This is a genomic window from Streptomyces sp. NPDC093071 (assembly GCF_044754545.1).
GTDB lineage: Bacteria > Actinomycetota > Actinomycetes > Streptomycetales > Streptomycetaceae > Streptomyces.
Genome location: NZ_JBIVPH010000001.1, coordinates 556492 through 580807, shown reverse-complemented (window position 1 = coordinate 580807; position 24316 = coordinate 556492). Strand labels below are relative to the sequence as shown.

Genomic DNA, 24316 nt, shown 5'->3' with positions numbered 1-24316 from the left:
TCAGGAAACGGGCGAAAGGCGAGGCGGGCGTGGGTGACGGGCGATGGGGCGGCGCCGGACGCCTGCGGTTCGCGGGGCGCTGGAGGTCCACCGGGCGCGCGCTGGGGCGCGTGATCGCGGTGTGGGCGGTGTCCACGCTCACCCTGCTGCTCCTCGCGGGACTGCTCCCCGACTTCCAGCTCCAGTCCCCCGACGGGGACAGCCTCACCCGCACCGCGATCACCGCCGCCTGGGCGGCCGGCGCCTTCGGCCTGCTCGGCGCCCTCGTGTGGCCGCTGCTCGTCCGGGCCCTGCTGCTCGTCCCGGCCCTTGTCCTCGGCCTGCTCGGCTTCTTCCTCAACGGCTCGCTGCTGCTCGTCGCGCTCTGGGTCACCCCCGACGGGCGCGGCGCCGCCGACCCCGAGACCGCCGTCGTGGTCGCGGCCGTCATGTCCGCCGTCGCCTCCGCCACCTCCACGGGCCTCGCCGTCCGCGACGACGACGCCTACCGGAGCCGCCTCTACCGGCTCACCGGCCGCACCCGGCCCCGCGACCCCGGGGCCTCGGCGGACGCCGTCCCCGGCACGGTCTTCCTCCAGCTCGACGGCGTCGGCCACCGGGTGCTGCGCGACGCCGTCGCCGACGGGCTCATGCCGACCGTCGCCGCCTGGCTGGCGGCCGGCCACCGGCTCACCCCCTGGCACACCGACTGGTCCAGCCAGACCGGCGCCAGCCAGCTCGGCATCCTGCACGGCTCCAACGAGGACGTGCCCGCCTTCCGCTGGTACGAGAAGGACACCGGCCGCCTCATGGTGTCGAACCGCCCGGCCAGTGCCGTCGAGCTCCAGCGGCGGGCGGTGCGCCGCACCGGCGACGGCGGGCTCCTCTCCTACGACGGAGCCTCCCGGGGCAACCTCTTCAGCGGCGGCGCCGAACAGGTCGCCCTCGTCCTGTCGGTGGCCGCCCGGCGCGGCCGCCGCAACCGCTCCCGGGCCGGCTACTTCGCGTACTTCTCCGACCCGGCCAACGCGGTCCGCACCGCCGGGTCGTTCGTCACCGAGTGCGTCCGCGAGGCGTACCAGTCGACGCGGGCGCGACTGCGCCACGAGACCCCGAGGATCTCGCGCGGCGGCACGTACCCCTTCGTCCGCGCCTTCGCGACGGTCGTGGAGCGGGACGTGGTGGTCGCGGCCGTGATGGGGGACATGCTGGCGGGGCGGACCGCCGTCTACGCCGACCTCGTGGCGTACGACGAGGTGGCCCACCACTCCGGCCCGCACGGCCGGGACACCGACCAGGTCCTGCGCCGCCTCGACCGCTCGATCGCGCTGATCGCCGACGTCGCCGAGCACGCCCCGCGCCCCTACCGGATCGTGCTCCTCTCCGACCACGGGCAGAGCCCCGGCGAGACCTTCGAGGCGGTGTACGGCCTGACGCTCAAGGACCTGGTCAGGGCCGGGTGCGGACTGCCCGTGCCGCGCCGGGTACGGCGCACCCGCAGCGGCTCGGAGGCACGGGACGCGGCCAGGGACGCGCTGCGCAGCGCGCTGCACCGGCCGGTCGACGAGAGCGGCGAGACGGCGCGGGAGCTGCCCGCCAAGCCCTCCGAACCGGTGGTCCTCGCCTCCGGCAACCTCGGCCTCGTCTCCTTCCCCGACGTGCCGCACCGGATGACCCGGGAGGAGATCGACCGGCGCCACCCGGCCCTGCTCCGCACCCTCGCCCACCACCCGGGCGTCGGCTTCGTCCTCGTGGCGAGCGCCGAGCACGGCTCGGTGGTCCTGGCCGGGGACGGGACCGAGGTCCCGGTCGCGGAGCTGACCGACGACGGGCCGCTGGCCGCGTTCGGACCCGGCGCGGCGCGGGCCGTGCGGCGCACGGACGGCTTCCCGCACGTCGCGGACATCATGGTCAACTCCATGTACGACCCGGAGACCGGCGCCGTGCACGCCTTCGAGGAGCAGATCGGCTCGCACGGCGGCCTCGGCGGCGAGCAGTCGCACCCCTTCCTGCTCTCACCGCCGGAACTCTCGCCGCCGGCGGGGGAGGGGGAGGAACTCTTCGGCGCGGAACAGATCCACCGGGTCCTGCGCCGCTGGCTCCGCGAGTCCTCGGGCCCCCAGGTCCCGGTGAAAACGACCGAGCCCCAACCGGACCCGCACCGCCCACCGGGCGACCCGACCGACGGTTCTGCCCGTACCCCGGCCGACACGGCGGCCGCGGACCCGACGCCCGCCCCGGCCGACGACCCGACCGCACGGCCGGTCCACGGCCCGCCCGTACGGGACGAGAAGCACTGACCCGGCTCTCGGAGCGAGTGGCACCGGGTCCGGCCGTGCGGGACGGGAAGCCGTGAGCTGGCCCTCGGGAGCGAGGGACTCCGGTCCGGCCGTACGGAGCGCGTGGCGCTGGCCCGGCCGTGCGGGGCAAGGCGCACCGGCCCGGTCGTGCAGGGCGAGAGGCGCTGTCCGGGCTCTCCGGAGTGAGCGGCGCCGCCCCGGCCCTCCGGAGCGCAGGTCGCGGGCCCGGTCGTCCCGGCGGGGAAAACGCTCGGCCGGTCGGGACCGCCGGGGCGGTGAATCACGGGGGTCGGGCGTAGGCCGGCCGGGCGGATCTCGGGGTCCGGGCGCCGTGCCGGGACCCGGGCGGGGCAGTACGGATCTCCGTGAGCCCCGTGCCCGAGCCGACCGCAGTGCCCGCCGCCCCGGCGGGCCGCCGGGCGCGCCCGGGCCGCCGCCGCTGGGTCGTCCTGCTGCTCGTCCTCGCCGCGCTGTTCGGCACCGGCGCCCCGGCCCTGCTCTCCGGCACCTCACCGCTCCCCGCCGCGGCCGCCGCACCGGCGTCCGACCCGGTCGGCGAGACCCACGACCAGGCCGCCGCCGACACCGCGGTCCCCGGCCGCACCCGGCGGCACCGCACCCGCCCGCGTCCCCACGCGCACGGCCGCAGGCACCGCCGGAAGCCCTCCGCCCCCGTACCCGCCCCGCGCGGGGACGCGCTCCGGTGCGTGGTGATGCGCTGCTGAGAGGCCCGAGCGCCCCGGCAGTCACCTCATCCACCCTTCGCACCGCGAGGAGCTTCGCCATGCCCGTCGATCCGTTCGCCGTCCTCCACGCCCTGATGCGTGCCGAGGCCTCCCGGGCCCAGCGCGCCGACCGCGCCGCCCCCGAACCCGGCGCCCCGGCCCCGGAGTCCGCCCCGGCCCCCGCCCCCGAACCGCCCTCGTCCCGGAACGAACCCGTCCGCTGACACCCGGGAACGGCCCGGCGCGGGACACGGCGAAATCCGACGTGCGGACCGGCGTCCGGAGGCGCGAGGATGATCCGATGACCTCGGCCGACCGGAACACCAGCCCCGATCGGTCCGCCGGACCCGCGTCCGGCCCGGGCCCCGAGACCCCCCGCCCCACCCCCCTCGACCGCATCCCCGGCCCCCGCGCCGCCCCGGACCACGACCACGACCGCGTCCCCGCCCCCACGGGGCCTCGCCGCGCCGCCGCCCGCGCGCTCGCCCTCGCGCGGCGCCCCTACTGGGACCGCCCCCACCCCTCGTACCGCGTCCGGCGCTGGCCCGACCTCACCGCGCTCTGCGTGGCCACCGTCTTCTTCTGGTCGAGCCTCACCCCCTCCCTGGTGCCCCGGCCCTGGTACCTCCAGGGGCTCGTCGGCGGCATCACCGCCGCCATCGGCTACGCCCTCGGCTCGGCCCTCGCCTGGGCCTTCCGGGCCGCCCTGCCCCGCCCCCGGCACCCGTCCGACCGGGTCCGCGCCCGCTGCTGGCAGGCGTACTGGCTGCTCAGCCCGGTCCTCGCCGTCTGGCTCATCTCCGAGAGCGCCCGGACGCAGCGCCGGCTCCGGGTCCTCCAGGGCCTCCCGCCGTCCCTGACCTGGCACACCCCGATGATCGCCCTGATCGCGCTCGCCCTCCTGCTCGCCGCGCTCCTGGTCGCGCGGGCCGTGCGGCTCGGCGCCGTCACCCTGATACGGCTGCTCGGCCGGCTCATGCCCCGGCCCGTCGCCTTCGCCCTCGGCACCGTCCTCACCACCCTCGCCGTCCTCGTCGGCGTCCGCGACGTCGTCTTCGAGCGGGGGATCGTGGACCTCGCCGACCGCGTCGCCGAGGCCACCAACGACGGCACCAAGGACGGCATCCGGCGCCCCGTCTCCCGGCACGTCTCCGGCGGCCCCGGCTCCCTCGTCTCCTGGCGGGACCTCGGCTACCAGGGCCGCAACTTCACCGGCTCCGCCCCCACCCGGGCCGCCCTCGCCGCCTGGAGCGGCCGGCCCGCCCTCGACCCCGTCCGCGTGTACGTCCCCTCCGCGCTCCCCGGCGCCTTCGAGGACACCAGCCCCTTCGCCGCCCGGGCCCGCCTGGCCGTCCGCGAACTCGACCGCACCGGCGCCTTCGACCGGGCGGTCCTCGCCGTGGCCGGCACCACCGGCACCGGCTGGATCGACCCGAACGTCGCCGAGGCCCTGGAGTACATGTACGGCGGAGACACCGCGATCGTCGCCGTCCAGTACTCGTACCTCCCGAGCTGGGTCTCCTTCCTCGTGGACAAGGAGAAGGCGGGGCAGGCCACCCGCGCCCTGCTCGACGCCGTACGCGCCCGGCTGGACGCCCTGCCCGCCGAGCGCCGGCCCCGGCTCGTCGTCACCGGCGAGAGCCTCGGCGCCTACGCCGTCGAGGCCTCCTTCGACGGCGCCGACGACCTCCTCGCCTCCACCGACGGGGCCCTCCTCATGGGCGCCCCGAACTTCTCCCCGATCTCCCGCGAGATCCGCCGCGACCGCGACCCCGCGAGCCCCGTGTGGCGCCCCGAGTACCGGGACGGCGCCCACATCCGCTTCGCCCAGTTCCCCGAGACCGACCTCGCCCGCCCCGGAGGACCCTGGGGGCACCCGCGCGCGGTCTACCTCCAGAACGCCTCCGACCCCGTCGTCTGGTGGTCGCCCGACCTCCTCCTCGACCGCCCCGCCTGGCTGGACGAACCGCGCGGCCCCGACGTCACCCCGGAGGTCACCTGGTTCCCGTTCGTCTCCTTCTGGCAGACCTCCGTCGACATGGCCGTCTCCTACGGGGTCGACGCCCCGCACGGCCACCGCTACGGCGCCGGATCCGTCGACGGCTGGGCGGCCGTCCTGCCGCCCCCGGGCTGGACCGCCGCCGACACCGCCCGGCTGCGCGCCTTCGTCCGGGGACGCCCGGCCGCGTACTGAACGGCCCCCGGAGCCCGCCGCATTACCTCCGAGGTCATCGACCCCCCGCCCGCCGCCCGCCATGCTCGGGGGCACCGGAACCCGGGCGGCGCACTCCGTCCGGGCTCCGGGTCCACCACCCGCACGTCCCCGGAAGGTGATCCGCCATGTCCCAGGCCCTGTCCGCCGGTCCCGCCCGCGTCTCCCGCCCCCACACGGCGGTGCGCCGCCTCCTCGCCCTCGACGCCGCCGTCACCGGGGCCAACGGCCTCGCCTACGCCGTCGCCTCCCGCCCCCTCGGCGAACTCCTCGGGATCGACGCGGGCCCGCTGCTCGGACTCGGCCTGTTCCTCGTCGTGTTCGCGGCCGGGGTCGGCCGGCTCGCGAGCCGCCCGCAGCCCCCGGCGACCGCCGTGAAGCTCGTCGTCGACGCCAATCTGCTGTGGGCCGTCCTGAGCGTCGTCGCCCTGGCGGTCTGGCTGGAGCCCACCACCGCCGGTCTGGTGTGGACACCGCTCCAGGCGGCCGTCGTCGCCGGGTTCGCCGTGCTCCAGTGGACCGCCCTGCGGGCCGTCAGCCGCTAGCGGGCGCCCCGTCGGCCTCCGCGAGTGCCCGCAGGTGCGCGGCCGTCTCCGGGTCGGCCGGGATCAGCGTCTCGATGGCCAGCTCGGCGACCGTCACGTCCATCGGGGTGTTGAACGTCGAGATCGACGACACGAACGACAGCACCCGCCCCCCGTGCTCGATCCGCATCGGCAGCGCGAAGGAGACGTACGGCTCCGCCTCCGCCTCCTCCGGTTCGCCCTCCGCGCCGGGCGGCGGCGGATACGCCGCCACCTCCTCGTACAGCTCCCGCAGCGACTCCGAGCGCACCAGGGCGATCTGACGCTCCATCTGGGACAGCAGATGGCCCCGCCACTCCCGCAGGTTCCGGATCCGGGGCGCCAGGCCCTCCGGGTGCAGGGCGATCCGCATCGTGTTCAGCGGCGGGGCCAGCAGGTGCTCGGGCAGCCCGTCGAGCAGCATCAGAACGCCCCGGTTGGCCGCCACCACCGTGTACGAGCCGTCCACCACGAGCGCCGGATACGGCTCGTACCCCCGCAGCAGCCGCTCGATGCCCTCCCGGAGCGCCTCCAGGCGCGGGGCGTCGAGCGGCGACTCCGCGTACCGGGGCGCGTAACCGGCGGCGAGCAGCAGCGCGTTCCGCTCCCGCACCGGCACCTCCAGGTGCTCGGCGAGCCGCAGGACCATCTCCTCGCTCGGCCGCGAACGGCCCGTCTCCACGAACGAGACGTGCCGCGCCGAGGAGCCCGCGCGCAGCGCCAGCTCCAGCTGGCTGAGCCGGCGCCGCTCCCGCCATGCGCGCAGCAGCGGCCCCACGCCCGTGTCGCTCACGACAGTCGTCATGGCCAGACGGTATCCCAGAGGGGGAGCCCGGGTACCTTTCCCGGGAACCCCCGCGCACCCCACCGTCCGCCCGTCCGCCGCCCCAGGAGGGAGCACCGCCGTGCCCGCAGAACCGCTGTCCCAGAAGGAGATCGAGGACCGCCTGAGGGAACTCCCCGGCTGGTCCGTCGAGGACGACCGCCTCACCCGCGCCTACCGGCTCGGCGACCACTTCGCGGCGACCGCCCTCGTCGTCCACGTGGCCCAGATCCAGCAGGAGCTGGACCACCACTCCGACCTGACCCTCGGATACGACTCCGTCGCCCTCTCCGTGCACACCCACTCCGCGGGCGGCGCCCTCACCGGGAAGGACTTCGAACTCGCCGAGCGCGTCGAGCGGATCGCCCCCGGCCACGGCGCCCGCTGACCCGCCGCCCGCCCGGCGGGGTCCGTAGGATCGCCGCCATGGCGGAGACCGTGCTCGACTACGAGGCCGAGGCAGCGCACTACGACCGCACCCGGGGCGGCACGCCCCGGGCGGAGGCGGCGGCCGGGGCCGTCCTGCGGCTCGTGCCGCCCGGCGCCCGCACCCTGCTCGACCTGGCCTGCGGCACCGGCCTCGTCACCGAACGGCTGGTCCGCCCGGGTCTGCGCGTGTACGGGGCCGACGCCGCGCACGCCATGCTGCGGGTCGCCGCCGGGCGGGTGCCGGGCCGGGCCGTGCGCGCCGACGCCCGGCGCCTGCCGCTGCCCGACGCCTCCCTCGACGCGGTCTGTGCGGTCTGGCTGCTCCACCTCGTCCCCTTCGCGGCGGACGTCGTCGCCGAGGCCGCCCGCGTCCTGCGGCCCGGCGGGGTCCTGATCGCCACCGTCGACAAGGACGCGGCCCACGACGTCGGCAGCGACGTCGACGCGGTCCTGCGCCCCCACCGCGCGGCCGGGGCGGCCTCCGACCGCGCCGACCTGATCGCCCGGTGCGCCGCCGCCCACGGACTCGACCCCGCCCCCGGCACCCGCTTCACCGGCCACGGCCAGGGCAGGACCCCGCGCGACACCGCGCGGAAGCTGCGCGCGGGTCACTTCGCCTCCTGGTTCCGCGGCGACCCGGCCACCGTCGACGCGCTCGCCGCCGCCCTGGCCGCCCTGCCGGACCAGGACCGGCGCCGCCCCGACCCCCGCTACCGGCTGGCCTCCTTCGCCAAGCGGGGCTGAGCCCCCGCGCGAGCACGCCGGCCGGCGCCCGGAGCCGTACGGCTAGGACCCGCCGCCGCCCCAGGTCTCCGTCGCGAACGCGGCGAAGGAGCGCGGCTCGCGGCCCAGGACCTGCTTCACCCCGTCCGTGGCCGAGGAGTTGTGGCCGTCGAGGAGCGTCGTGAAGAGGGCCGAGAGCCAGGCCGCCTCGTCCGCCGGGAGCCCGAAGCCGGTGAGCAGCTCCGCGTACGCGGCCTCCGGCACCGGCCGGTAGACCACCGGGCGGCCCGAGGCGCGCGCGATCTCCGCCGCCGCCTCCGCGAAGCCCAGCGGGCGCGGCCCGGTCACCTCGTGCACCAGACCGGCGTGACCGTCCGCCGTGAGGGTCTCCACGATGACGTCCGCCAGGTCGTCCGCGTCGACGAACGGCTCGGCCGTGTCCCCGGCGGGGAAGACGAGCTCGCCCTCCGCGACCCCCTCCGCGAGCAACCCCTCGGAGAAGTTCTGCGCGAAGAACGAGGCCCGTACGACGGTCAGTTCGACCCCGACCCCGACCCCGACCCCGACCCCGACCCCGGACCCGGACCCGGACCCGGACCCGTTCCCGGCCCTTTCCCCTTCCCGGCCCCCGGCGGCCGCCGTGCGGAGGGCGTCCTCCGCCGCCACGGCCGTGGGCTCCCCGCGCCCCGACAGGAGCGTGATCCGCCGCACCCCGTGCTCCGCGGCCAGTCGGCCGAAGGTCTCCATCGCCTCCACCGCGCCGGGGGCGGCCAGGTCCGGGTAGTAGGCCGCGTACACGGCGTCCGCGCCCCGCAGCGCCGGGGCCCAGGTCGCCGGGTCCTCCCAGTCGAAGGGGGTCGTGCCGGTACGGGACCCGGCGCGGACCGTCGCCCCGCGCGCCGCGAGCCGTTCGGCCACGCGCCGCCCGGTCTTGCCGGAGGCGCTCGTCACCAGGACCGTCTGTGTGTTCCACGTGTGCGTCGTCATGCCCCAAGGCTCCCGCCCGCGGCCCTCCGGGCCCATGTCGCGCCGTCTCACGTCCCTGCGCGTGCGTCTCACGCGCTCGCCTAGGCTTGCGGACCATGGACCCACTCGCCGGACTCCTCGACGGGCCCCGTGCCAAGGGCGCCTTCCTGCTCCGCATGGTCATGGAGCCGCCGTGGTCCGTCCGCGTCGAGGACGGCGCCCCGCTCTGCCTGATGTGCGTCACCGGCGGCGAGACCTGGATCGCCCCCGGGACCGGCGCGCCCGTCCTGCTGCGGCCCGGCGACATCGCCGTCGTCCGGGGCCCCGAGCCGTACACCGTCGCCGACGACCCCGGCACCCCGCCCCGCGCCCTGATCGGCCCCGAGGGCGACTGCACCACCCTCACCGGCGAGCCCCTCGACCAGAGCATGAGGCTCGGCGTCCGCACCTGGGGCAACGCCCCCGACGGCGGCACCACCGTCCTCGTCGGCACCTACCGGATGGACGGCGAGGTCGGCCGCCGGCTCCTCGACGCCCTGCCCGGCTTCCTCCACCTGTCCGCCGACGCGTGGCACTGCCCCCTCATGCCCTTCCTCGATGAGGAGGTCGCCCGCGACGAGCCCGGCCAGAGCGCCGTCCTCGACCGGGTCCTCGACCTGCTGCTCATCTCCGCCGTCCGCGCCTGGTTCTCCCGCCCCGGCGCCGAACCCCCGGCCTGGTACCGGGCGATGGGCGACCCGGTGGTCGGCCGGGCGCTCCGGCTGCTCCAGGACGACCCCGCCCACCCCTGGACCGTCGCCTCGCTCGCCGCGCGGACGGGCGCGTCCCGGGCCGCGCTCGCCCGCCGGTTCACCGCCCTCGTCGGGGAGCCCCCGATGGCGTACCTCACCGGCTGGCGGCTCGCGCTCGCCGCCGACCTGCTGCGCGGGACGGACGCCACCGTCGAGTCCGTGGCCCGACAGGTCGGCTACAGCGGCGCGTTCGCCCTGAGCGCCGCCTTCAAGCGGGTACGGGGCCTCAGCCCGCAGGAGCACCGCACCGGGGTGTGAGCCGGCATCCCGCATCCCACCAGGGCCACGGCCACCGGCACCGGCACCGGCACGGCCACAGTCACGGTCACCACCGGGACGGCACCCACCTCACGGCCCGCGTCACCGGGCTCGGGCCACCGGCTCCAACCGCCACCACTGGAACGGGGAGTCGGTGTCCTCCCACTGCCGGACGTCCCCGCCGTCCTCCCGCGAGCCGTCCGCGACCTCCAGGAACAGCCCGCTGACGAAGCTCACCAGGGTCACGGTGCCGGGCGACTGGAGGTCCTGCTCGATGATCCACTCCTGGGCGCCGAAGTTGTTCGCCCGCCACTGCTGGATGCGCGCGCCGTTCTCCGTGGACGCGTTCGCGACGTCGAGCCGCTTCCCGCTGGCCGCGTTGACCAGGTGGTAGAGCCCGCCGCCGTTCGGCACCGCCGTGATGTGCCAGTGCTGCCCGGGCGTTCCGTTCCCGGTGCCCTGCTGCACCCTCGCGCCCGCGCGCGAGGACCCCTCGTACACCTCCAGGAACAGCCCGCTGGCCACGTTCCGCACCCGGTAGAGGCCCTCCTCCACGAGCTCCGGCCCACCGCTCACCGCACCGACTCCTCACGTCTCGCCCGACCGATCGGGGCATCTGACGCCCCGGCCCCCAGGGGCCCCGCCGACCCTACGTCCGGGCTCTGACAGAACCCGCCGCCCCCGCTCCTCACGGAGGGTCGGGCAGCGCCAGGCACAGGGCCTCCAGGGCCGCCGCGAAGGCGTGTTCCGGCGGCGTGCCGTAGCCGATCACCAGGCCGTCGCGCGGCGGCATCGCGCTGTCGGGGTGCCGGTAGGCGCCCAGTCCCTCCAGGGCGAGCCCCTGCCGCCGGGCCGCGCGCAGCGCCGCCTCCTCGGTGCCCTCCGGGAGTTCGAGCACGGCGTGCAGCCCGGCCGCGATCCCGCTGACCCCGATGTGCGGGGCGCGCGCGGCGAGGGTCCGCACCAGCAGGTCCCGGCGGCCCCGGTAGCGCCGCCGCATGTGCCGCAGGTGCCGGTCGTAGGAGCCGTGCGCGACGAAGTCGGCCAGGGTCAGCTGGTCGACGACCCCCGCCCACATCTCCCGCGCCCCCTTGGCGGCGACGACGTCGTCGACGAGCCACCCCGGCAGCACCATCCAGCCCGTCCGCAGGGCCGGCGACAGGCTCTTGCCGGCCGAGCCGATGTAGACGACCCGGTCGGGATCGAGCCCCTGCACGGCCCCGACCGGCTGCCGGTCGTAGCGGAACTCGCCGTCGTAGTCGTCCTCCACCACCAGGCCGCCCGAGGCGCGGGCCCAGTCGACGACGGCCGCCCGGCGCTCCGGGTGCAGGGGCCCGCCGGTGGGGAACTGGTGCGCGGGGGTGAGCAGGACGGCCTCCGCGCCGGTGCCGGGCAGGTCGCCGACGCGCGCCCCGTGCGAGTCGACCGGCAGCGGCACGGTGGACCGGCCGGTCTCCTCCAGGATGCCCCGGTGGAACGCGAGGCCGTACGACTCGACCGCGACCGGCCCCTTCAGGAGGCCGCCGAGCAGCCGCAGCCCGTGGGCGAAACCGGAGCAGACCACGATCCGGTCGGGCTCGGCGCGCACCCCCCTGGCGCGCGCCAGGTACTCCGCGAGCGCCTCCCGCAGCTCCGGCCTGCCCCGCGGATCGCCCACGCCGAAGGCGTCGTTGGGGGCGGCGACCACGGCCCGGCGCGCGGAGGCCAGCCAGGCGGTACGGGGGAAGGCGGCCGCGTCGGGGGAGGTGGGCATCAGGTCGTGCAGGACCCGGCGCGTGGTCCTGCGCCGCGGTCCGGGCGCCCGGGCGGGCCGGACGGCGGCGCGCGGGGCGACCTGGGTGCCGGAGCCCCGGCGGGCGGTGAGCCAGCCCTCCTCGACCAGTTCGGCGTAGGCGGCGGCGACGGTGTTGCGGGCGATGCCCAGGTCGTGGGCGAGGCCCCGGTAGGGCGGCAGCCGGGTGCCGGGGGCGAGCCGGCCGGAACGGACCGCCTCCCGTAGGGCGTTCATGAGCCGGCTCCGCAGGCTCCCCCCGCCCGACAGCTCCAGATGGAGATCGGTCCCGGCGACCGGACCCCCGCGAACGCCCGCTCCGGGGCCCGCCGGCGTCTCCGCCACGGGGCCGGGCCGGGAGCCGGAGTCGGAGGGCGCCGGACGATTGGCCCGTGTTTCTGCCATGGAAATGCACCCTACCGTGGGCCGTTTCCGCTCCTAGGGTCATGGCATGACAACGTTTCGGGTTCCCCAGCGCATGGACTTCTCCACCGTCGCCCCCAAGGTCTTCAAGGCCGTCCTCGCCCTCGACGCGGCCGCCCGCGAGGGCCTCGACCCGGTCCTCCTCGAGCTGGTGCAGATCCGCACCGCCCAGATCAACCGCTGCGCGTACTGCCTCGACTACCACACCTCCGACGCCCGGAAGGCGGGCGAGAGCGAGGAGCGCGTCTACCAGCTCTCCGCCTGGGAGGAGTCGAGCCTCTACACCGAGGAGGAGCGGGCCGCCCTGGCGCTGACCGAGGCCGTCACCCTGCTGCCCGGGGGAGTGTCCGACGAGGTCTACGCCGAGGCCGCCCGGCACTTCGGGGAGAAGGAACTCGCCCAGCTCATCGCCCTGATCCTCACCGCCAACGCGTGGAACCGCATGAACGTCAGCACGCGCAAGACCCCCGGCGCCTCGTAGCCGCCCCGGCACGCCGAGGGGCGCCGGGTCCGCCGAAGCGGTCCCGGCGCCCCTGGGCGCGTTCGCTCCGTACGGTCAGGCGCCGACGCTGAACTCCGCCGGGTTCGGACCGAGGCGCCGGTTCTCGTCGAGGGCGGCGATCCCGGCCAGGTCCTCGTCGTCCAGCTCGAAGCCGAAGACGTCGATGTTCTCCGCGATCCGCGAGGGGGTGACCGACTTCGGGATCACCACGTTCCCCAGCTGGAGGTGCCAGCGCAGCACCACCTGCGCCGGGGTCCGGCCGTGCTTCTGCGCGATCGCGACGATCGCCGGGACCTCCAGGAGCCCCTTGCCCTGGCCGAGCGGCGACCACGCCTCGGTCACGATGCCGTGCCGGGCGTGCGCCTCGCGCGAGGCCTGCTGAGAGAGCTGCGGGTGCAGCTCGATCTGGTTGACGGCGGGCACGACCGACGTCTCGCCGATCAGCCGCTCCAGGTGCTCCGGGAGGAAGTTCGAGACGCCGATCGCCCGGGCCCGCCCGTCCGCGAGGATCTTCTCGAACGCCCGGTAGGTGTCGACGTACGCGTCCTTCGCCGGGACCGGCCAGTGGATCAGGTACAGGTCGACGTGGTCGAGGCCCAGCTTGTCGAGGGAGGCGTCGAAGGCGCGCAGCGTCGTGTCGTAGCCCTGCTCGCTGTTCCACAGCTTGGTGGTGACGAACAGGTCCTCGCGGGCGATCCCGGACCGGGCGACGGCGCGGCCGGTGCCCCGCTCGTTCTCGTAGATCGCGGCGGTGTCGATCGAGCGGTAGCCGGCCTCCAGGGCGGTCGCCACGGCCTTCTCCGCCTCGTCGTCCGGCACCTGCCAGACGCCGAAGCCCAGCTGCGGCATCGGCACGCCGTTGTTCAGGGTGACCTGGGGAACCTTGCTGTCCGTGCTCACGTGAGGGAGATCCTTACGTCGTGTGAGGTCGTACGGGGTACTCCCAGCGTCAACGATCACGGGCCGCTCCGCATTCCGCGAACGGCGTTCCGTTTCGTCCGTCCGCGCCCCGCGCCGACCGTCCGGGACCCCGCCCCGGCCCCGTACGGGAACCGCCCCGGTCGTACGCCCCGGCCCCGGCCGTCCGGGACCTCCCCGGCTCAGCCGTACAGCGCCGCGACCTCCGTCGCGTACGCCCGCTCGATCGCCCTCCGCTTCAGCTTCAGGGACGGGGTGAGCAGCCCGTGCTCCTCGCTGAAGGGGTGCGCCAGGATCCGGAAGGTCCGGATCGACTCGGCCTGCGAGACCAGCGTGTTCGCCGCGACCACGCCCCGCCGGATCTCCGTCTCCAGGGCCGGGTCCCGCACCAGCTCGGCCGGGGCGAGCGGCGGCCGCCCCTGCATCGCGAGCCAGTGCTCCACCGCCTCCTGGTCGATCGTCACCAGGGCCGCGATGTACGGCCGGTCGTTGCCGACGACGATGCACTGGGCGATCAGCGGATGCGCCCGCACCCGCTCCTCCAGGGCCCCGGGCGCGACGCTCTTGCCGCCCGACGTCACCAGGATCTCCTTCTTCCGCCCGGTGATCGTCAGATAGCCGTCCTCGTCGAGGCTGCCGATGTCCCCGGTGGCCAGCCAGCCGTCGCTGAGGACGGCGGCGGTCGCCCCGGGGTCGTTGAGGTAGCCGGAGAAGACCTGGCCGCCGTGCAGCCACACCTCCCCGTCCTCCGCGATGTGCACCGTCGTCCCCGGGATCGGCTGCCCGACCGTGCCGTACTTGATCCGCTCGGGCGGGTTCGCCGTGGCGGCCGCCGAGGACTCGGTGAGCCCGTACCCCTCGAAGACCGTGACCCCCGCCCCCGCGAAGAAGAGGCCGAGCCTGCGGTCCATGGCCGAACCGCCCGACATCGCGTGCCGGACCCGTCCGCCCAGGGCCCCGCGGACCTTCCCGTACACCGTCTTCTCGAAGAACTGGTGCTGCACCCGCAGCGCCGCCGACGGCCCGGGCCCGCGCCCGAACGCCTTCTGCTCCAGCGCCTCCGCGTACGCCACCGCCACCTCCACGGCCTTGTCGAAGGGACCGGCCCTCCCCTCGCCCTCCGCCTTGCGCCGCGCCGCCCGGAAGAGCTTCTCGAAGACGTACGGCACGGCCAGCACGAAGCTCGGCCGGAAGGCCTCCAGGTCGGGGAGCAGCTCGGCCGCCGCCATCACGGGCTGGTGCCCCAGCTTCACCCCGCCCCGGACCGCCGCGACCTCCACCATCCGCCCGAAGACGTGCGCCAGCGGCAGGAACAGCAGCGTCGAGGCCTGCTCCCCGGGCCGGGAGCGGAACACCGACTCCCAGCGGCCCGTCACCATGTCCGTCTCGAACATCAGGTGCCCGTGGGTGATCACACAGCCCTTGGGGCGGCCGGTCGTCCCCGAGGTGTAGATGACCGTCGCGACCGTCTCCGGGGTCACCGCCCGCCGGTGCCGGTGCACGACCTCCTCGTCGATGCCGGCCCCCGCCGCCGTCACCTCGGCCACCGCGCCCGCGTCCAGCTGCCACAGCCGCCGCAGCAGGGGCAGCCGGTCGATCACCGAGCCGATCGTCATGGCGTGGTCCTCGTGCTCCACCACGCACGCCGTGACCTCGGCGTCGTGCAGCATCCAGAGGACCTGGTCGGCGGAGGAGGTCGGATAGACCGGCACGGGCTGCGCGCCCAGCGTCCACAGGGCGAAGTCGAAGAGCGTCCACTCGTACCGGGTGCGGGCCATGATCGCGACCCGGTCGCCGAACCGCACCCCCTCCGCGACCAGCCCCTTCGCGAGGCCCACCACCTCGTCCCGGAACCGGGCGGCCGTCACGTCCCGCCACCGCCCGTCCGGGCCCTTGCGGCCGAAGGCGATCCGGTCCGGGTCGGCCGCGGCGTGCGCGAACACGGCGTCCGCCAGACCGCCGATCTGAGGCGCCGCCTCGACGGGCGGCACGGTGAACTCGCGCACTGACCTGCTCCTCGACGGCTCGATGGCTGAAAAAGCCCGTTGGTCGCTCTCCGTACGGCGCGGGCGACGGTACCCCACCCGCCTGCCCGGCGGGAGGACCTTCACCAAGCCGGGACATTCACCGTTCCCACAGGTCAGAATGGGTGGGGGAGCCAAGTCGGCGACACTGCGGGGCTCTTGCGTACCGCGCGGTACGTCCGCCGGGCGCGAATCTCCACGGAATCTGTACGGACCGCTCACGGCGGACCCCTCACGGCCGCGCCCGTACGGAACCGGCGGCCCCGTCGGCGGAGCCACCGGACACCGGGCGGGCGGCTCCGTCGGCCGGGGCGCCGGATGCCGGGGCGCCGGGCGCCTGACACCGGGGCCGCTCCGTCAGCGCGGGCGGTGCAGCCGGTCGCCGCCCGCCAGGATCGCCTCCGCGAGCGCGTCGGCCGCCTCCTGCGCCTCCCCGCCCCGGCGCCCCCTCCGCAGGACGAAGCCCACCTCGCCGAGGTCCGGGAGCCCCGCCCGGGGCGGCACCGGGACCAGCCCCGGCGGCACCAGGCCCCGGGTGTGGGCCATCACCCCGAGGCCCGCGCGGGCCGCCGCCACGTTCGCGCTCAGGCTGGAACTCGTACAGGCGATCCGCCACGCCCGGCCCTGCGCCTCCAGCGCCTCCAGGGCCCGCGCCCGGGTGATCCCCGGCGGCGGGTACAGGATGAGCGGCACCGGCCGGTCCGGCTCGATCCGCAGCCCCGGCGCCCCGATCCAGATCAGGGAGTCCTCCCAGACGAGCCGGCCCCCGCCCTCCGTGCCCCGCCGCTTGGCGAGGATCAGATCGAGCCGGCCCGCCGCGAGCCGGGCCTGGAGCGTCCCCGACAGCTCGACCGTCAGCTCCAGGTCGACCTCGGGGTGCTCGCGCCGGAAGGACTCCAGGATCTCCGGCAGCCGGGTCGTCACGAAGTCCTCCGACGCGCCGAACCGCAGCCGCCCGCGCAGCCGCGTCCCGCCGAAGAACGCCGCCGCCCGCTCGTGCGCCTGGAGGATCGTCCGCGCGAAGCCGAGCATCGCCTCGCCGTCCTCGGTCAGCTCCACGCGGTGCGTGTCCCGGCTGAAGAGCGGCCGCCCGGTCGCCTCCTCCAGGCGCCGCACGTGCTGGCTGACGGTCGACTGGCGCAGCCCGAGCCGGTCCGCGGCCCGCGTGAAGCTCAGTGTCTGGGCCACGGCGAGGAAGGTGCGCAGCTGGGTGGGCTCGTACACGGGACGACGTTATCGCGATCCGCGATGACAGTCAGAGCGCTGTACGGGATTCCCGATCACCGGGCCGTGGAGCAGGATGGACACCCCCGCACCCGACCCGCCGCAGCGCAGACCCCCGACCCGCCGCAGCGCACAGACAGTGGAGCCCATGACCCCCCGCACCACCGGCCGCGCCCTCCGCCTCCTCTCCCGGCTGCCCGTCGACCGGTACGTCCTGGCGCTGCTCGGCACGGTCGTCCTCGCCGCGCTCCTGCCCGCCTCCGGGACCGCCGCCACCGTCGTGGAAGGGGCGTCGACCGGGGCCGTGGCCCTCCTCTTCTTCCTCTACGGCGCCCGGCTCTCCACCCGCGAGGCGCTCGACGGCCTGAGGCACTGGTGGCTCCACCTCACCGTCCTCGGCTGCACCTTCCTGCTCTTCCCGCTCCTCGGCCTCGCCGCGCGCGGACTCGTCCCCGCCGTGCTCACGCCCCAGCTCTACGGCGGGCTCCTCTTCCTCTGTCTGGTGCCGTCCACCATCCAGTCCTCCATCGCCTTCACCTCGATCGCCCGCGGCAACGTGCCCGCCGCGATCTGCGCCGGCTCGTTCTCCTCGCTCGCCGGCATCGTCCTGACGCCGTTGCTCGCGGCGGTGCTCCTCGGCGGCAGCGGGGGAGGCCTCTCCGCCGACGGGATCCTGAGGATCGTCCTCCAGCTCCTCGTACCGTTCCTCGCGGGCCAGCTCCTGCGCCGCTGGGTCGGAGGCTTCCTGGTCCGCCACAAGAAGGTCCTCGGGTACGTGGACCGGGGGTCGATCCTGCTCGTCGTCTACACCGCCTTCAGCCAGGGCGTGGTCGCCGGCGTCTGGCACCTGGTGACCCCCGCCCGGCTCGGCCTGCTGCTCGCCGTCGAGGCCGTCCTGCTCGCGGTGATGCTGGCGGTGACCTGGTACGGGGCCGGGCGCCTCGGCTTCGACCGGGCCGACCGGATCGCGATCCAGTTCGCCGGCTCGAAGAAGAGCCTGGCGGCCGGGCTCCCGATGGCCAGCGTCCTCTTCGGCCCCCAGGCCTCCCTCGCCGTGCTCCCGCTGATGCTCTTCCACCAGATGCAGCTGATGGTCTGCGCGGTCATCGCGAAACGCCGCTCGCACGACGTCGAACCGGCCGCCCCGGAGGCTCCGGACGCCGCTCCGGAAACCCGGGAGACGGCCGAACCGGCGACCGTACGGGACCGCTGAGGGGGTGTCTTGCCGGCCAGGCCGGAGACCGGGGCACGGGCAGACTCCGCCCGCCGAACGACACCCGCGACACCCGCCCCGCCTCCGGGTACCGATCCCCGGAGCCCGGAGCCCGGAGCCCGGAGCCCGGAGCCCGGAGCCCGGAGCCCGGAGCCCGGAGCCCGGAGCCCGGCCTGTACGCCCTCGCCCCGCCTCGCCTCACCCCGCCCGGTCCCCGGCCTCCGGCCCGTACGCCCTCCCTCACCCCGCCCGGTCCCAGGCCCTCGGCCCGTACGCCCCCCCCGCCCCGGCGGGCAAGCCCCCCCGTAGGCCGGATCACACCCCCGGTCCCCCCGCGGTGATCATCGGGGCCGCTACGGTGCTTCCATGCCCGCACTCGATCCCGGCCGCACCGCGCTCGTCCTCGTCGACCTGATGGAACGCATCGTCGCGCTGCCCCTCGCCCCCCGCCCCGGCACCGACGTCCTCGCCGCCTCCGCCCGGCTCGCCGACGCCTTCCGGGACGCCGGCGCCCCCGTCGTCCACCTCCGCGTCGAGCGCCCGAACACCGACGCCCAGCCGCCCGGCAGCGAACTCGTCCCCGACCTCGTCCGGGACGGCGACCCGGTCGTCGTCAAGCGGACCATCGGCGGCTTCCAGGACACCGGCCTCCACGAGCTGCTCTCCGGCCTCGGCGCCACCACCCTCGTCCTCGGCGGCATCGCCACCAACCTCGGCGTCGAGTCCACCGCCCGCGCCGCCTGCGACCTCGGCTACGGACTCGTCTTCGCCGAGGACGCCATGGCCGCCCTGACCGCCGACGAGCACCACGCCTCCGTAGCCCTCGACTTCCCCCGCCTCGGCACGGTCGCCCCCGTCTCCGCGATCACCCTGGACGGCTCGGAGTGACCCCGGCGCCGATACGGTACGGGGCCCGCCCCTGCTCCCTCGTCGTCTGCCGGGGCTGCTGCTGCGGCGACGCCCGCAAGAACCCCGGCACCGACCACGACGCCCAGCTCGCCCGGCTCCGCGAGGCCGCCGCGGCCTCCGGCGGCCGGCTGCTTGTCCGCACCAGCGACTGCCTCGGGCCCTGCGCCCAGGCCAACATCGTCGTGGTGCAGCCCTCCACCGAGGGCCGGCGGCGCGGCGGACGGGCCGCCTGGGTCGGGTTCGCCCTGGACGACGACTGCCTCGACGAGATCCTCGCCTGGACGGAGGCCGGCGGCCCCGGCATCGCCCCGCCCCCGGCGACCCTGGCCCTCCAGCTGGTCGACCCGCCGAAGAACTGACCCCCGCACGTCCCGTACGTCCCGCACGCCCCGTACGGAACCGGTGGGAGGCGGACCCGGGCGGGAGCCGTGCCCCGCCCGGGCCCTTGTCACGGTCGTCCAAGCGTTACGGGGGAATGTTGGTGGTTTACGTCACCGGTTACCCATCAGTCGCTGGCAAGACTGGGTGGTCCTGCCGGACGAACGAACCACCTAGGGGGACCCTGAGCATGACGGGCACTCGCATTGCCGCGCTCGGGCACTACCAGCCCGCCAAGGTGCTGACCAACCACGACCTCGCCGGACTCGTCGACACCGACGACGCGTGGATCACCAGCCGGGTCGGCATCCGCACCCGGCACGTCGCGGGCCCCGACGAGCCCGTGGACGAACTCGCCGCGCACGCCGCCGGCAAGGCCCTGGCCGCCGCCGGCCTCGTCCCCGACGACGTCGACATGGTCCTCGTCGCCACCTCCACCGCGATCGACCGCTCGCCGAACACGGCCGCCCGCGTCGCCGCCCGCCTGGGCATGACCTCGCCCGCCACCCTCGACCTCAACGTGGTCTGCGCCGGCTTCACCCACGCCCTGGCCACCGCCGACCACGCCGTACGGGCCGGCGGGGCCCGCCGCGTCCTGGTGATCGGCGCCGACAAGATGACCGACGTGACCGACTGGACGGACCGCACCACCTGCGTCCTCGTCGGCGACGGCGCGGGCGCCGTGATCGTCGAGGCCGTCGACGGCGCGGACGCGGACGGAGCCCCCGCGGGCATCGGCCCGGTCCTGTGGGGCTCGGTCCCGGAGATGGGCCACGCCGTCCGCATCGAGGGCACCCCGCCCCGCTTCGCCCAGGAGGGCCAGAGCGTCTACCGCTGGGCGACCCAGCAGCTCCCCGCCCTCGCCCGCAAGGCCTGCGAGCGCTCCGGCGTCACCCCCGAGGAGCTCGCGGGCGTGGTCCTCCACCAGGCCAACCTGCGCATCATCGAGCCGCTCGCCGCGAAGATCGGCGCCGTCAACGCGGTCGTGGCCCGCGACGTCGTCGACTCCGGCAACACCTCCGCCGCCTCGATCCCGATGGCCCTGGCCAAGCTGGTCGAGCGCGGCGAACTGCCCTCCGGCGCCCCGGTCCTGCTCTTCGGCTTCGGCGGCAACCTCTCGTACGCCGGTCAGGTGATCCGGGTTCCGTGACGGGCCGCGCGGCGGCCGGGCCGGGGCCGTGAGGGTCCCGTGCCCCGTTCGGCGGAGCCCGGTGGCGGCGGGCCGGGGGCGGACCTAACTTCGAACGCGGTGAGGGTCGTCCCTTCCGACGGCGGAACCGCTTCGCGTCCGGGCCCTCGCGCGATCAGGAGGAACGCCATGCGTGCGATACGTGCCGCCGCTTCCGCCGCCCTGCTCGGCGCCGCCGCCGTGATGACGGCGGGCCCGGCGGCCCTGGCGGACGAGGGCGCCGGCGCCGTCACGTCGTTCGGCTTCTCCGTCACCCCGGCGGCGGTCGCCCCCGGCGGCACCGTCACCCTCGCGTCCGAGGGCTGCGAGGTGCCGTCCGTGACGGTCACCTCCGGCGTGTTCGACGCCGTCACCCTCCAGGAGGGCCGTCCGGGCACCGCGACCGTGGACGCCGACGCCGAGACCGGCGCCGAGTACGAGATCACCTTCGACTGCGAGGGCGAGCGCGGCACCACCACCCTGACCGTCTCCGGAGGCGAGCCCCGGGAGCACGACGCCGACGGCGAGGCCGAGGAACACGCCACCGTCCCCGTCGATCCCCCCGACCTCGCCGAGACCGAGACCGAGACCCACACCGACACCTACGCCGACCCCGGCACCCACACCGGCGCCCGGAAGGGCGTGAAGGCCGGTTACGGGACCGCCGCCTCCGGTGCGGAGTCCGACGGGCTCGGCACGGCCGAGGTGGTGACGGGCGCCCTGCTCATCGTCGGCGCGCTCGGCTCCGCCGTCGTCCTGACCCGCCGCCGCACCGCCGACGGCCGCTCCTGACGGCCGGGACCGACAGGGGACCGAAACGGCCCCTCCGCCCCGGTGTGACGAGGTCCGGGACGGAGGGGCGCCATACGAGACCACACGGCCGCGCGGCCGTCGTGGAGGAGAGCGGACGTGGGGCGAACGGACGGTACGGGCCGGCACGGCGCCTGGGGCGCCGTCGCCGTCGTCCTCCTGGTGGGCGTGCACCTGGTGCGCGGCGGTGCGGAGGAGCTGCGGGCGGCGGGACCGCCGCAGCCCCTCGCCGCGGCCGCCCCCGACACGGCCCGCGCTTCCGACGCGCCCCGCGCCCCCGACGCCGCCCGTGCTCCCGCCGCGCCCCGCGCCGACGCCGCCGTCCTCGCCCCCGCCCCCGCGTCCGGCCCCGGCCCGCTGCCCGCCTCGCCCCCGGCCCGCGTCCGCGTTCCGGCCGTCCGCGTCGACGCGCCCGTAACGGAGGTCGGGCTCGACGCCGACGGCTGGATCGAGGCCCCGCCGCCGGAGGCCGACCGGCTCGCGGGCTGGTTCACCGGCGCGGTCACCCCCGGCGAGCGGGGCACCGCCGTCGTCGTCGGCCACGTCGACACCCCGGAGGGACCGGCCGTCTTCTACGACCTCGGCGCCGTCGGCCGGGGCAGCCGCGTCGAGGTCCTCCGCCGCGACGGCAGGACCGCCGTCTTCACCGTGTACGGGGTCGAGGTCGTCCCCAAGGAGGGCTTCCCCGCCGAGCGGGTCTACGCCGACTCCGGCCGGCCCGAGCTGCGCCTGATCACCTGCGGCGGCCCGTTCACGGAGAAGGGCGGCTACGAGGGCAACGTGGTGGTCTCGGCCCGCCTGACCGGAGTCCGCTGACCCTCCGGACGGCGCCCGGGCCGACCTGACGGACTCCCCCCGAAGCATTGGCCTGGACCGCAGGACGGTCGCCAAGGTGGCTCCCACGGAGCCGGCGTCGGGGGGCGTCGAGCTCCACCGCCCCGCCCGGAGGCCCGCACCCCACTGACCACGGAAAACGCTGGTGAAAGGCGCCGCGAACCCCTGGTAGAGTTATCTCTGTCGCCGCGGGGGAAACCCCGAAACGACAAAAACACCTAGTCCGGGTGGCGGAATGGCAGACGCGCTAGCTTGAGGTGCTAGTGCCCTTTATCGGGCGTGGGGGTTCAAGTCCCCCCTCGGACACAGAGAAGAAGTGCCGGTCGATCTCGCATCGACCGGCACTTCTCGTATGCCCGGCACTTCTCGTACGTCCGGCGGCATCCCGCCCTAGGCCTTCCGCGCCACCACCAGCCTGCACCGCGGGCTGCCGTCCTCGAGGCGGCCCAGGGACTCGACCGGGACGAGGGAGACGTCGAAACCGGCCGCCTCCAGGCGGGCGCGGACGTCCGCGAGGCGGAAGGTGCGGTAGTACATGACGAAGGGCGGGCGCCAGAGCGCGTTCCTGACCCGCATCACCGCGTCGAAGCCCCACAGGGTCCAGTAGGCGCGCGAGCCGACGCGGGGCGGGGCCGGGAGCGGGAAGGCGAAGGTGCCGCCGGGGCGCAGGGAGGCATGAACCCGGGTGAAGAGGGCGTGTTGTTCGTCCGGCAGGAAGTGGCCGAAGGCGCCGAAGCTGACCGCCAGGTCGAAGACGGGCCCGAAGGGCAGGGCCAGGGCGTCGACGCGCACCAGCTCGGCGTCGGGGTGGGCGCGGCGGGCCTCGGCCAGCATGCCCGTACTGAAGTCGACCCCGGTGACCCGGCCCGCGCAGACCGCGCGGAGGACGCCGAGGCCCGCGCCGGTGCCGCAGCAGACGTCGAGGCCCGAGTCGAACGGGCCGAGGGTCTCCAGGGTGCGGGTCACCGCGTCCAGGAGCCGGTCGGAGGTGCGGAAGGGGGTCGCGTCGAACGTGGCCGCGAGCAGGTCGTAACCGTGCTCGACCGAGGAGAGGGCCTGGACGGTCAGTTCGCGGAGGCTGGGACCCTGCGGAGTGAACATGGCCCCGACCCTATGCCGTGACGGACCGTGCGCGTCAGAGCGCGCTGCGCACCGAGGCCGCCGACCAGGCGGGGGCGATGCCCGTCAGCTGGCAGGTCAGCAGGTAGAGGGGGATCGGCGGCGTGTAGGGCGAGGTGCCGTCGGGGTGGTGGATCAGCCGGGGCCGGCGGTCCGGGATCTTCGCGCCCGGCGCGTAGCAGGCGGGCAGCGGCCAGGTCAGGTCCAGGTCGGAACCGGCCGGGACCAGCCACCACCACCAGTCGGAGTCCGCGTAGACGCAGCCGTTGGCGGGGAGCCGGGAGAGGATCTTGAAGCCGAAGCGGGCGGGGACGCCGACGGCGTCGCGGCCGAGGCCGGTGTGCAGCCCGGCGGGGACGGCGAGGCGCAGGGTGGCGTCCGGCTGCCGGACGGACCCGGGTCCCGACGGGCCGAGGCTGCCGCGCGCGGCGGGGGAGGGGCCCACGGGGGCGCCGGCGGTGCGGCGGCCGTCCCGTTCGAGACGGAGTTCCAGGGGGCGCCCGGCGGCCGGGGTCAGGCCGAGCCCGGAGTGGCGACGGGCCCGCGGCACCATGATGCGGGTCGCCATCGACCTCAGCACGCTTCCCCCGTGCCGTGGGCCAGCTCGGCCCAGACGGTCTGCGACGTGCCGTGGCCGGTGCGCTCGGCGCCCCAGGCGCTGCACAGCGCGTCGACGATGATCAGCCCGCGGCCGCGCTCGTCCTCGCCGCAGTCGCGGATCCGCGGCCCCGCCGGGCCGCCCTCGTCCCGCACCGCTATCCGCAGCTTCTCCTCGCCCTCGCGCAGCTCGCACACGAAACGGCCGCTCGCGGTGTGCACGACGGCGTTGGTGACCAGCTCCGACACGATCAGGGAGACGGCGTCGCGTATGTCCGGGCCGCAGCCCCAGATGATGAGCCGTTCCTCCGCGAGGCGGCGGGCCCGTGCGACCGACGCGGTGAGGGCCGGGAGCTCGAAGGCGAAGCGCCGCACGGCGCCGGTATCGGTCTGGGGCTGTGGGCGCTGGGCCATGACGCGGGGACTCATGAGACCTGAAGGCTGCGCGTTACCAGAAGCCACGACCGGTTCCTCACAACAGTGGGCAGGACTTGCCGTACGGCGCCGCGCCGGGGCGCGGAGGCGCACGACGGCAGCGTGTACTGGTTCACCGGAACACTGTCCTCCTGAGTCGGACACTTGGCAAGTGGCACTCTGAAAATTGCAGAGTGCCGTGTTCTCTCTGGACCGGCTTCGTGGCACACTCGTCGAAAACAG

General features: G+C 75.6%; 25 protein-coding genes and 1 tRNA gene. 16 read left to right on the top strand and 10 right to left on the bottom strand.

What is annotated here, in order from left to right:
- The first annotated feature begins 29 nt into the window (after positions 1-29).
- The 5 genes from ACIQD7_RS02415 to ACIQD7_RS02395 all read left to right on the top strand — a co-directional run bounded on the left by ACIQD7_RS02415 (position 30) and on the right by ACIQD7_RS02395 (position 5761).
- Positions 30-2279, top strand: coding sequence for a phage holin family protein (locus ACIQD7_RS02415; protein ID WP_402438715.1), 2250 nt, complete (start codon positions 30-32; stop codon positions 2277-2279).
- 365 nt (positions 2280-2644) lie between these two features.
- Positions 2645-3004, top strand: a complete 360-nt coding sequence (locus tag ACIQD7_RS02410; RefSeq protein ID WP_402438713.1) for a hypothetical protein — start codon at positions 2645-2647, stop codon at positions 3002-3004.
- Between the two features lie 59 nt (positions 3005-3063).
- Positions 3064-3228, top strand: coding sequence for a hypothetical protein (locus tag ACIQD7_RS02405; RefSeq protein ID WP_402438711.1), 165 nt, complete (start codon positions 3064-3066; stop codon positions 3226-3228).
- A gap of 77 nt (positions 3229-3305) precedes the next feature.
- Complete coding sequence (locus ACIQD7_RS02400; protein WP_402438709.1) at positions 3306-5198, top strand: alpha/beta hydrolase; 1893 nt, start codon at positions 3306-3308, stop codon at positions 5196-5198.
- A gap of 146 nt (positions 5199-5344) precedes the next feature.
- Positions 5345-5761 carry a hypothetical protein gene (locus tag ACIQD7_RS02395; RefSeq protein ID WP_121833911.1) on the top strand — a complete coding sequence of 139 codons (417 nt, stop codon included), beginning with the start codon at positions 5345-5347 and terminating at the stop codon, positions 5759-5761.
- Here ACIQD7_RS02395 and ACIQD7_RS02390 read toward each other — a convergent pair.
- Positions 5751-6584 (bottom strand): helix-turn-helix domain-containing protein, encoded by an 834-nt coding sequence (locus ACIQD7_RS02390; RefSeq protein WP_121833912.1) that lies wholly within the window; start codon positions 6582-6584, stop codon positions 5751-5753. The two genes, ACIQD7_RS02395 and ACIQD7_RS02390, sit on opposite strands and share 11 nt — an antisense overlap.
- 100 nt (positions 6585-6684) lie before the next feature.
- Here ACIQD7_RS02390 and ACIQD7_RS02385 point away from each other — a divergent pair, with 100 nt between their 5' ends.
- Complete coding sequence (locus ACIQD7_RS02385) at positions 6685-6990, top strand: 4a-hydroxytetrahydrobiopterin dehydratase (protein WP_053641596.1); 306 nt, start codon at positions 6685-6687, stop codon at positions 6988-6990.
- Positions 6991-7028: 38 nt separating this feature from the next.
- Positions 7029-7775 carry a class I SAM-dependent methyltransferase gene (locus ACIQD7_RS02380; RefSeq protein WP_402438706.1) on the top strand — a complete coding sequence of 249 codons (747 nt, stop codon included), beginning with the start codon at positions 7029-7031 and terminating at the stop codon, positions 7773-7775.
- 42 nt (positions 7776-7817) lie between these two features.
- On the opposite strand, the gene ACIQD7_RS02375 is transcribed toward ACIQD7_RS02380, so the two are convergent.
- A complete protein-coding gene (locus tag ACIQD7_RS02375) occupies positions 7818-8741 on the bottom strand; it encodes an NmrA family transcriptional regulator (RefSeq protein ID WP_402438704.1) in 924 nt (307 codons plus the stop codon).
- 95 nt (positions 8742-8836) lie between these two features.
- Here ACIQD7_RS02375 and ACIQD7_RS02370 point away from each other — a divergent pair, with 95 nt between their 5' ends.
- Complete coding sequence (locus ACIQD7_RS02370) at positions 8837-9769, top strand: cupin domain-containing protein (protein ID WP_402438702.1); 933 nt, start codon at positions 8837-8839, stop codon at positions 9767-9769.
- 102 nt (positions 9770-9871) lie between these two features.
- Here the strand turns inward: ACIQD7_RS02370 and ACIQD7_RS02365 are convergent, their stop codons facing one another.
- Both ACIQD7_RS02365 and ACIQD7_RS02360 read right to left on the bottom strand, forming a co-directional pair.
- Complete coding sequence (locus ACIQD7_RS02365; RefSeq protein ID WP_402438700.1) at positions 9872-10345, bottom strand: RICIN domain-containing protein; 474 nt, start codon at positions 10343-10345, stop codon at positions 9872-9874.
- Positions 10346-10457: 112 nt separating this feature from the next.
- Positions 10458-11777, bottom strand: coding sequence for a PLP-dependent aminotransferase family protein (locus ACIQD7_RS02360; protein ID WP_402438698.1), 1320 nt, complete (start codon positions 11775-11777; stop codon positions 10458-10460).
- A 214-nt stretch (positions 11778-11991) separates the two neighbouring features.
- On the opposite strand from ACIQD7_RS02360, the gene ACIQD7_RS02355 reads away from it, so the two are divergent.
- Complete coding sequence (locus ACIQD7_RS02355) at positions 11992-12444, top strand: carboxymuconolactone decarboxylase family protein (RefSeq protein WP_402438696.1); 453 nt, start codon at positions 11992-11994, stop codon at positions 12442-12444.
- 75 nt (positions 12445-12519) lie between these two features.
- Here ACIQD7_RS02355 and ACIQD7_RS02350 read toward each other — a convergent pair whose 3' ends face one another.
- The 3 genes from ACIQD7_RS02350 to ACIQD7_RS02340 form a co-directional block, all read right to left on the bottom strand.
- Complete coding sequence (locus ACIQD7_RS02350; RefSeq protein ID WP_402439688.1) at positions 12520-13314, bottom strand: aldo/keto reductase; 795 nt, start codon at positions 13312-13314, stop codon at positions 12520-12522.
- A 251-nt stretch (positions 13315-13565) separates the two neighbouring features.
- Positions 13566-15389, bottom strand: coding sequence for an AMP-dependent synthetase/ligase (locus ACIQD7_RS02345; RefSeq protein ID WP_402438694.1), 1824 nt, complete (start codon positions 15387-15389; stop codon positions 13566-13568).
- A gap of 375 nt (positions 15390-15764) precedes the next feature.
- Entirely contained in the window at positions 15765-16631 is an 867-nt protein-coding gene (locus ACIQD7_RS02340) for a LysR substrate-binding domain-containing protein (RefSeq protein WP_351973301.1), read from the bottom strand.
- Between the two features lie 148 nt (positions 16632-16779).
- Between ACIQD7_RS02340 and ACIQD7_RS02335 the strand changes: the two genes are divergently transcribed.
- The 7 genes from ACIQD7_RS02335 to ACIQD7_RS02305 all read left to right on the top strand — a co-directional run bounded on the left by ACIQD7_RS02335 (position 16780) and on the right by ACIQD7_RS02305 (position 22249).
- Complete coding sequence (locus ACIQD7_RS02335) at positions 16780-17844, top strand: bile acid:sodium symporter family protein (protein ID WP_402438691.1); 1065 nt, start codon at positions 16780-16782, stop codon at positions 17842-17844.
- A 366-nt stretch (positions 17845-18210) separates the two neighbouring features.
- Positions 18211-18732: an isochorismatase family protein gene (locus ACIQD7_RS02330; RefSeq protein WP_402438689.1), complete on the top strand. Its 522-nt coding sequence runs from the start codon at positions 18211-18213 to the stop codon at positions 18730-18732.
- Positions 18729-19112, top strand: a complete 384-nt coding sequence (locus ACIQD7_RS02325; protein WP_121833081.1) for a (2Fe-2S) ferredoxin domain-containing protein — start codon at positions 18729-18731, stop codon at positions 19110-19112. The genes ACIQD7_RS02330 and ACIQD7_RS02325 overlap by 4 nt, the downstream gene beginning before the upstream one ends.
- A 209-nt stretch (positions 19113-19321) precedes the next feature.
- Positions 19322-20281: a beta-ketoacyl-ACP synthase III gene (locus ACIQD7_RS02320; RefSeq protein WP_121833080.1), complete on the top strand. Its 960-nt coding sequence runs from the start codon at positions 19322-19324 to the stop codon at positions 20279-20281.
- A gap of 168 nt (positions 20282-20449) precedes the next feature.
- Entirely contained in the window at positions 20450-21091 is a 642-nt protein-coding gene (locus tag ACIQD7_RS02315) for a hypothetical protein (protein ID WP_402438686.1), read from the top strand.
- 117 nt (positions 21092-21208) lie between these two features.
- Entirely contained in the window at positions 21209-21925 is a 717-nt protein-coding gene (locus ACIQD7_RS02310; RefSeq protein WP_402438684.1) for a class F sortase, read from the top strand.
- Positions 21926-22164: 239 nt separating this feature from the next.
- Positions 22165-22249: transfer RNA gene (locus ACIQD7_RS02305), tRNA-Leu, on the top strand.
- An 84-nt stretch (positions 22250-22333) separates the two neighbouring features.
- Here ACIQD7_RS02305 and ACIQD7_RS02300 read toward each other — a convergent pair.
- The 3 genes from ACIQD7_RS02300 to ACIQD7_RS02290 all read right to left on the bottom strand — a co-directional run bounded on the left by ACIQD7_RS02300 (position 22334) and on the right by ACIQD7_RS02290 (position 24073).
- On the bottom strand, positions 22334-23044 hold the full coding sequence (locus ACIQD7_RS02300; protein WP_402438682.1) for a class I SAM-dependent methyltransferase: 711 nt from the start codon (positions 23042-23044) through the stop codon (positions 22334-22336).
- A gap of 34 nt (positions 23045-23078) precedes the next feature.
- Positions 23079-23432, bottom strand: coding sequence for a hypothetical protein (locus tag ACIQD7_RS02295; protein WP_237528755.1), 354 nt, complete (start codon positions 23430-23432; stop codon positions 23079-23081).
- 203 nt (positions 23433-23635) lie between these two features.
- Positions 23636-24073: an ATP-binding protein gene (locus tag ACIQD7_RS02290; protein WP_402438680.1), complete on the bottom strand. Its 438-nt coding sequence runs from the start codon at positions 24071-24073 to the stop codon at positions 23636-23638.
- Positions 24074-24316 lie beyond the last annotated feature (243 nt).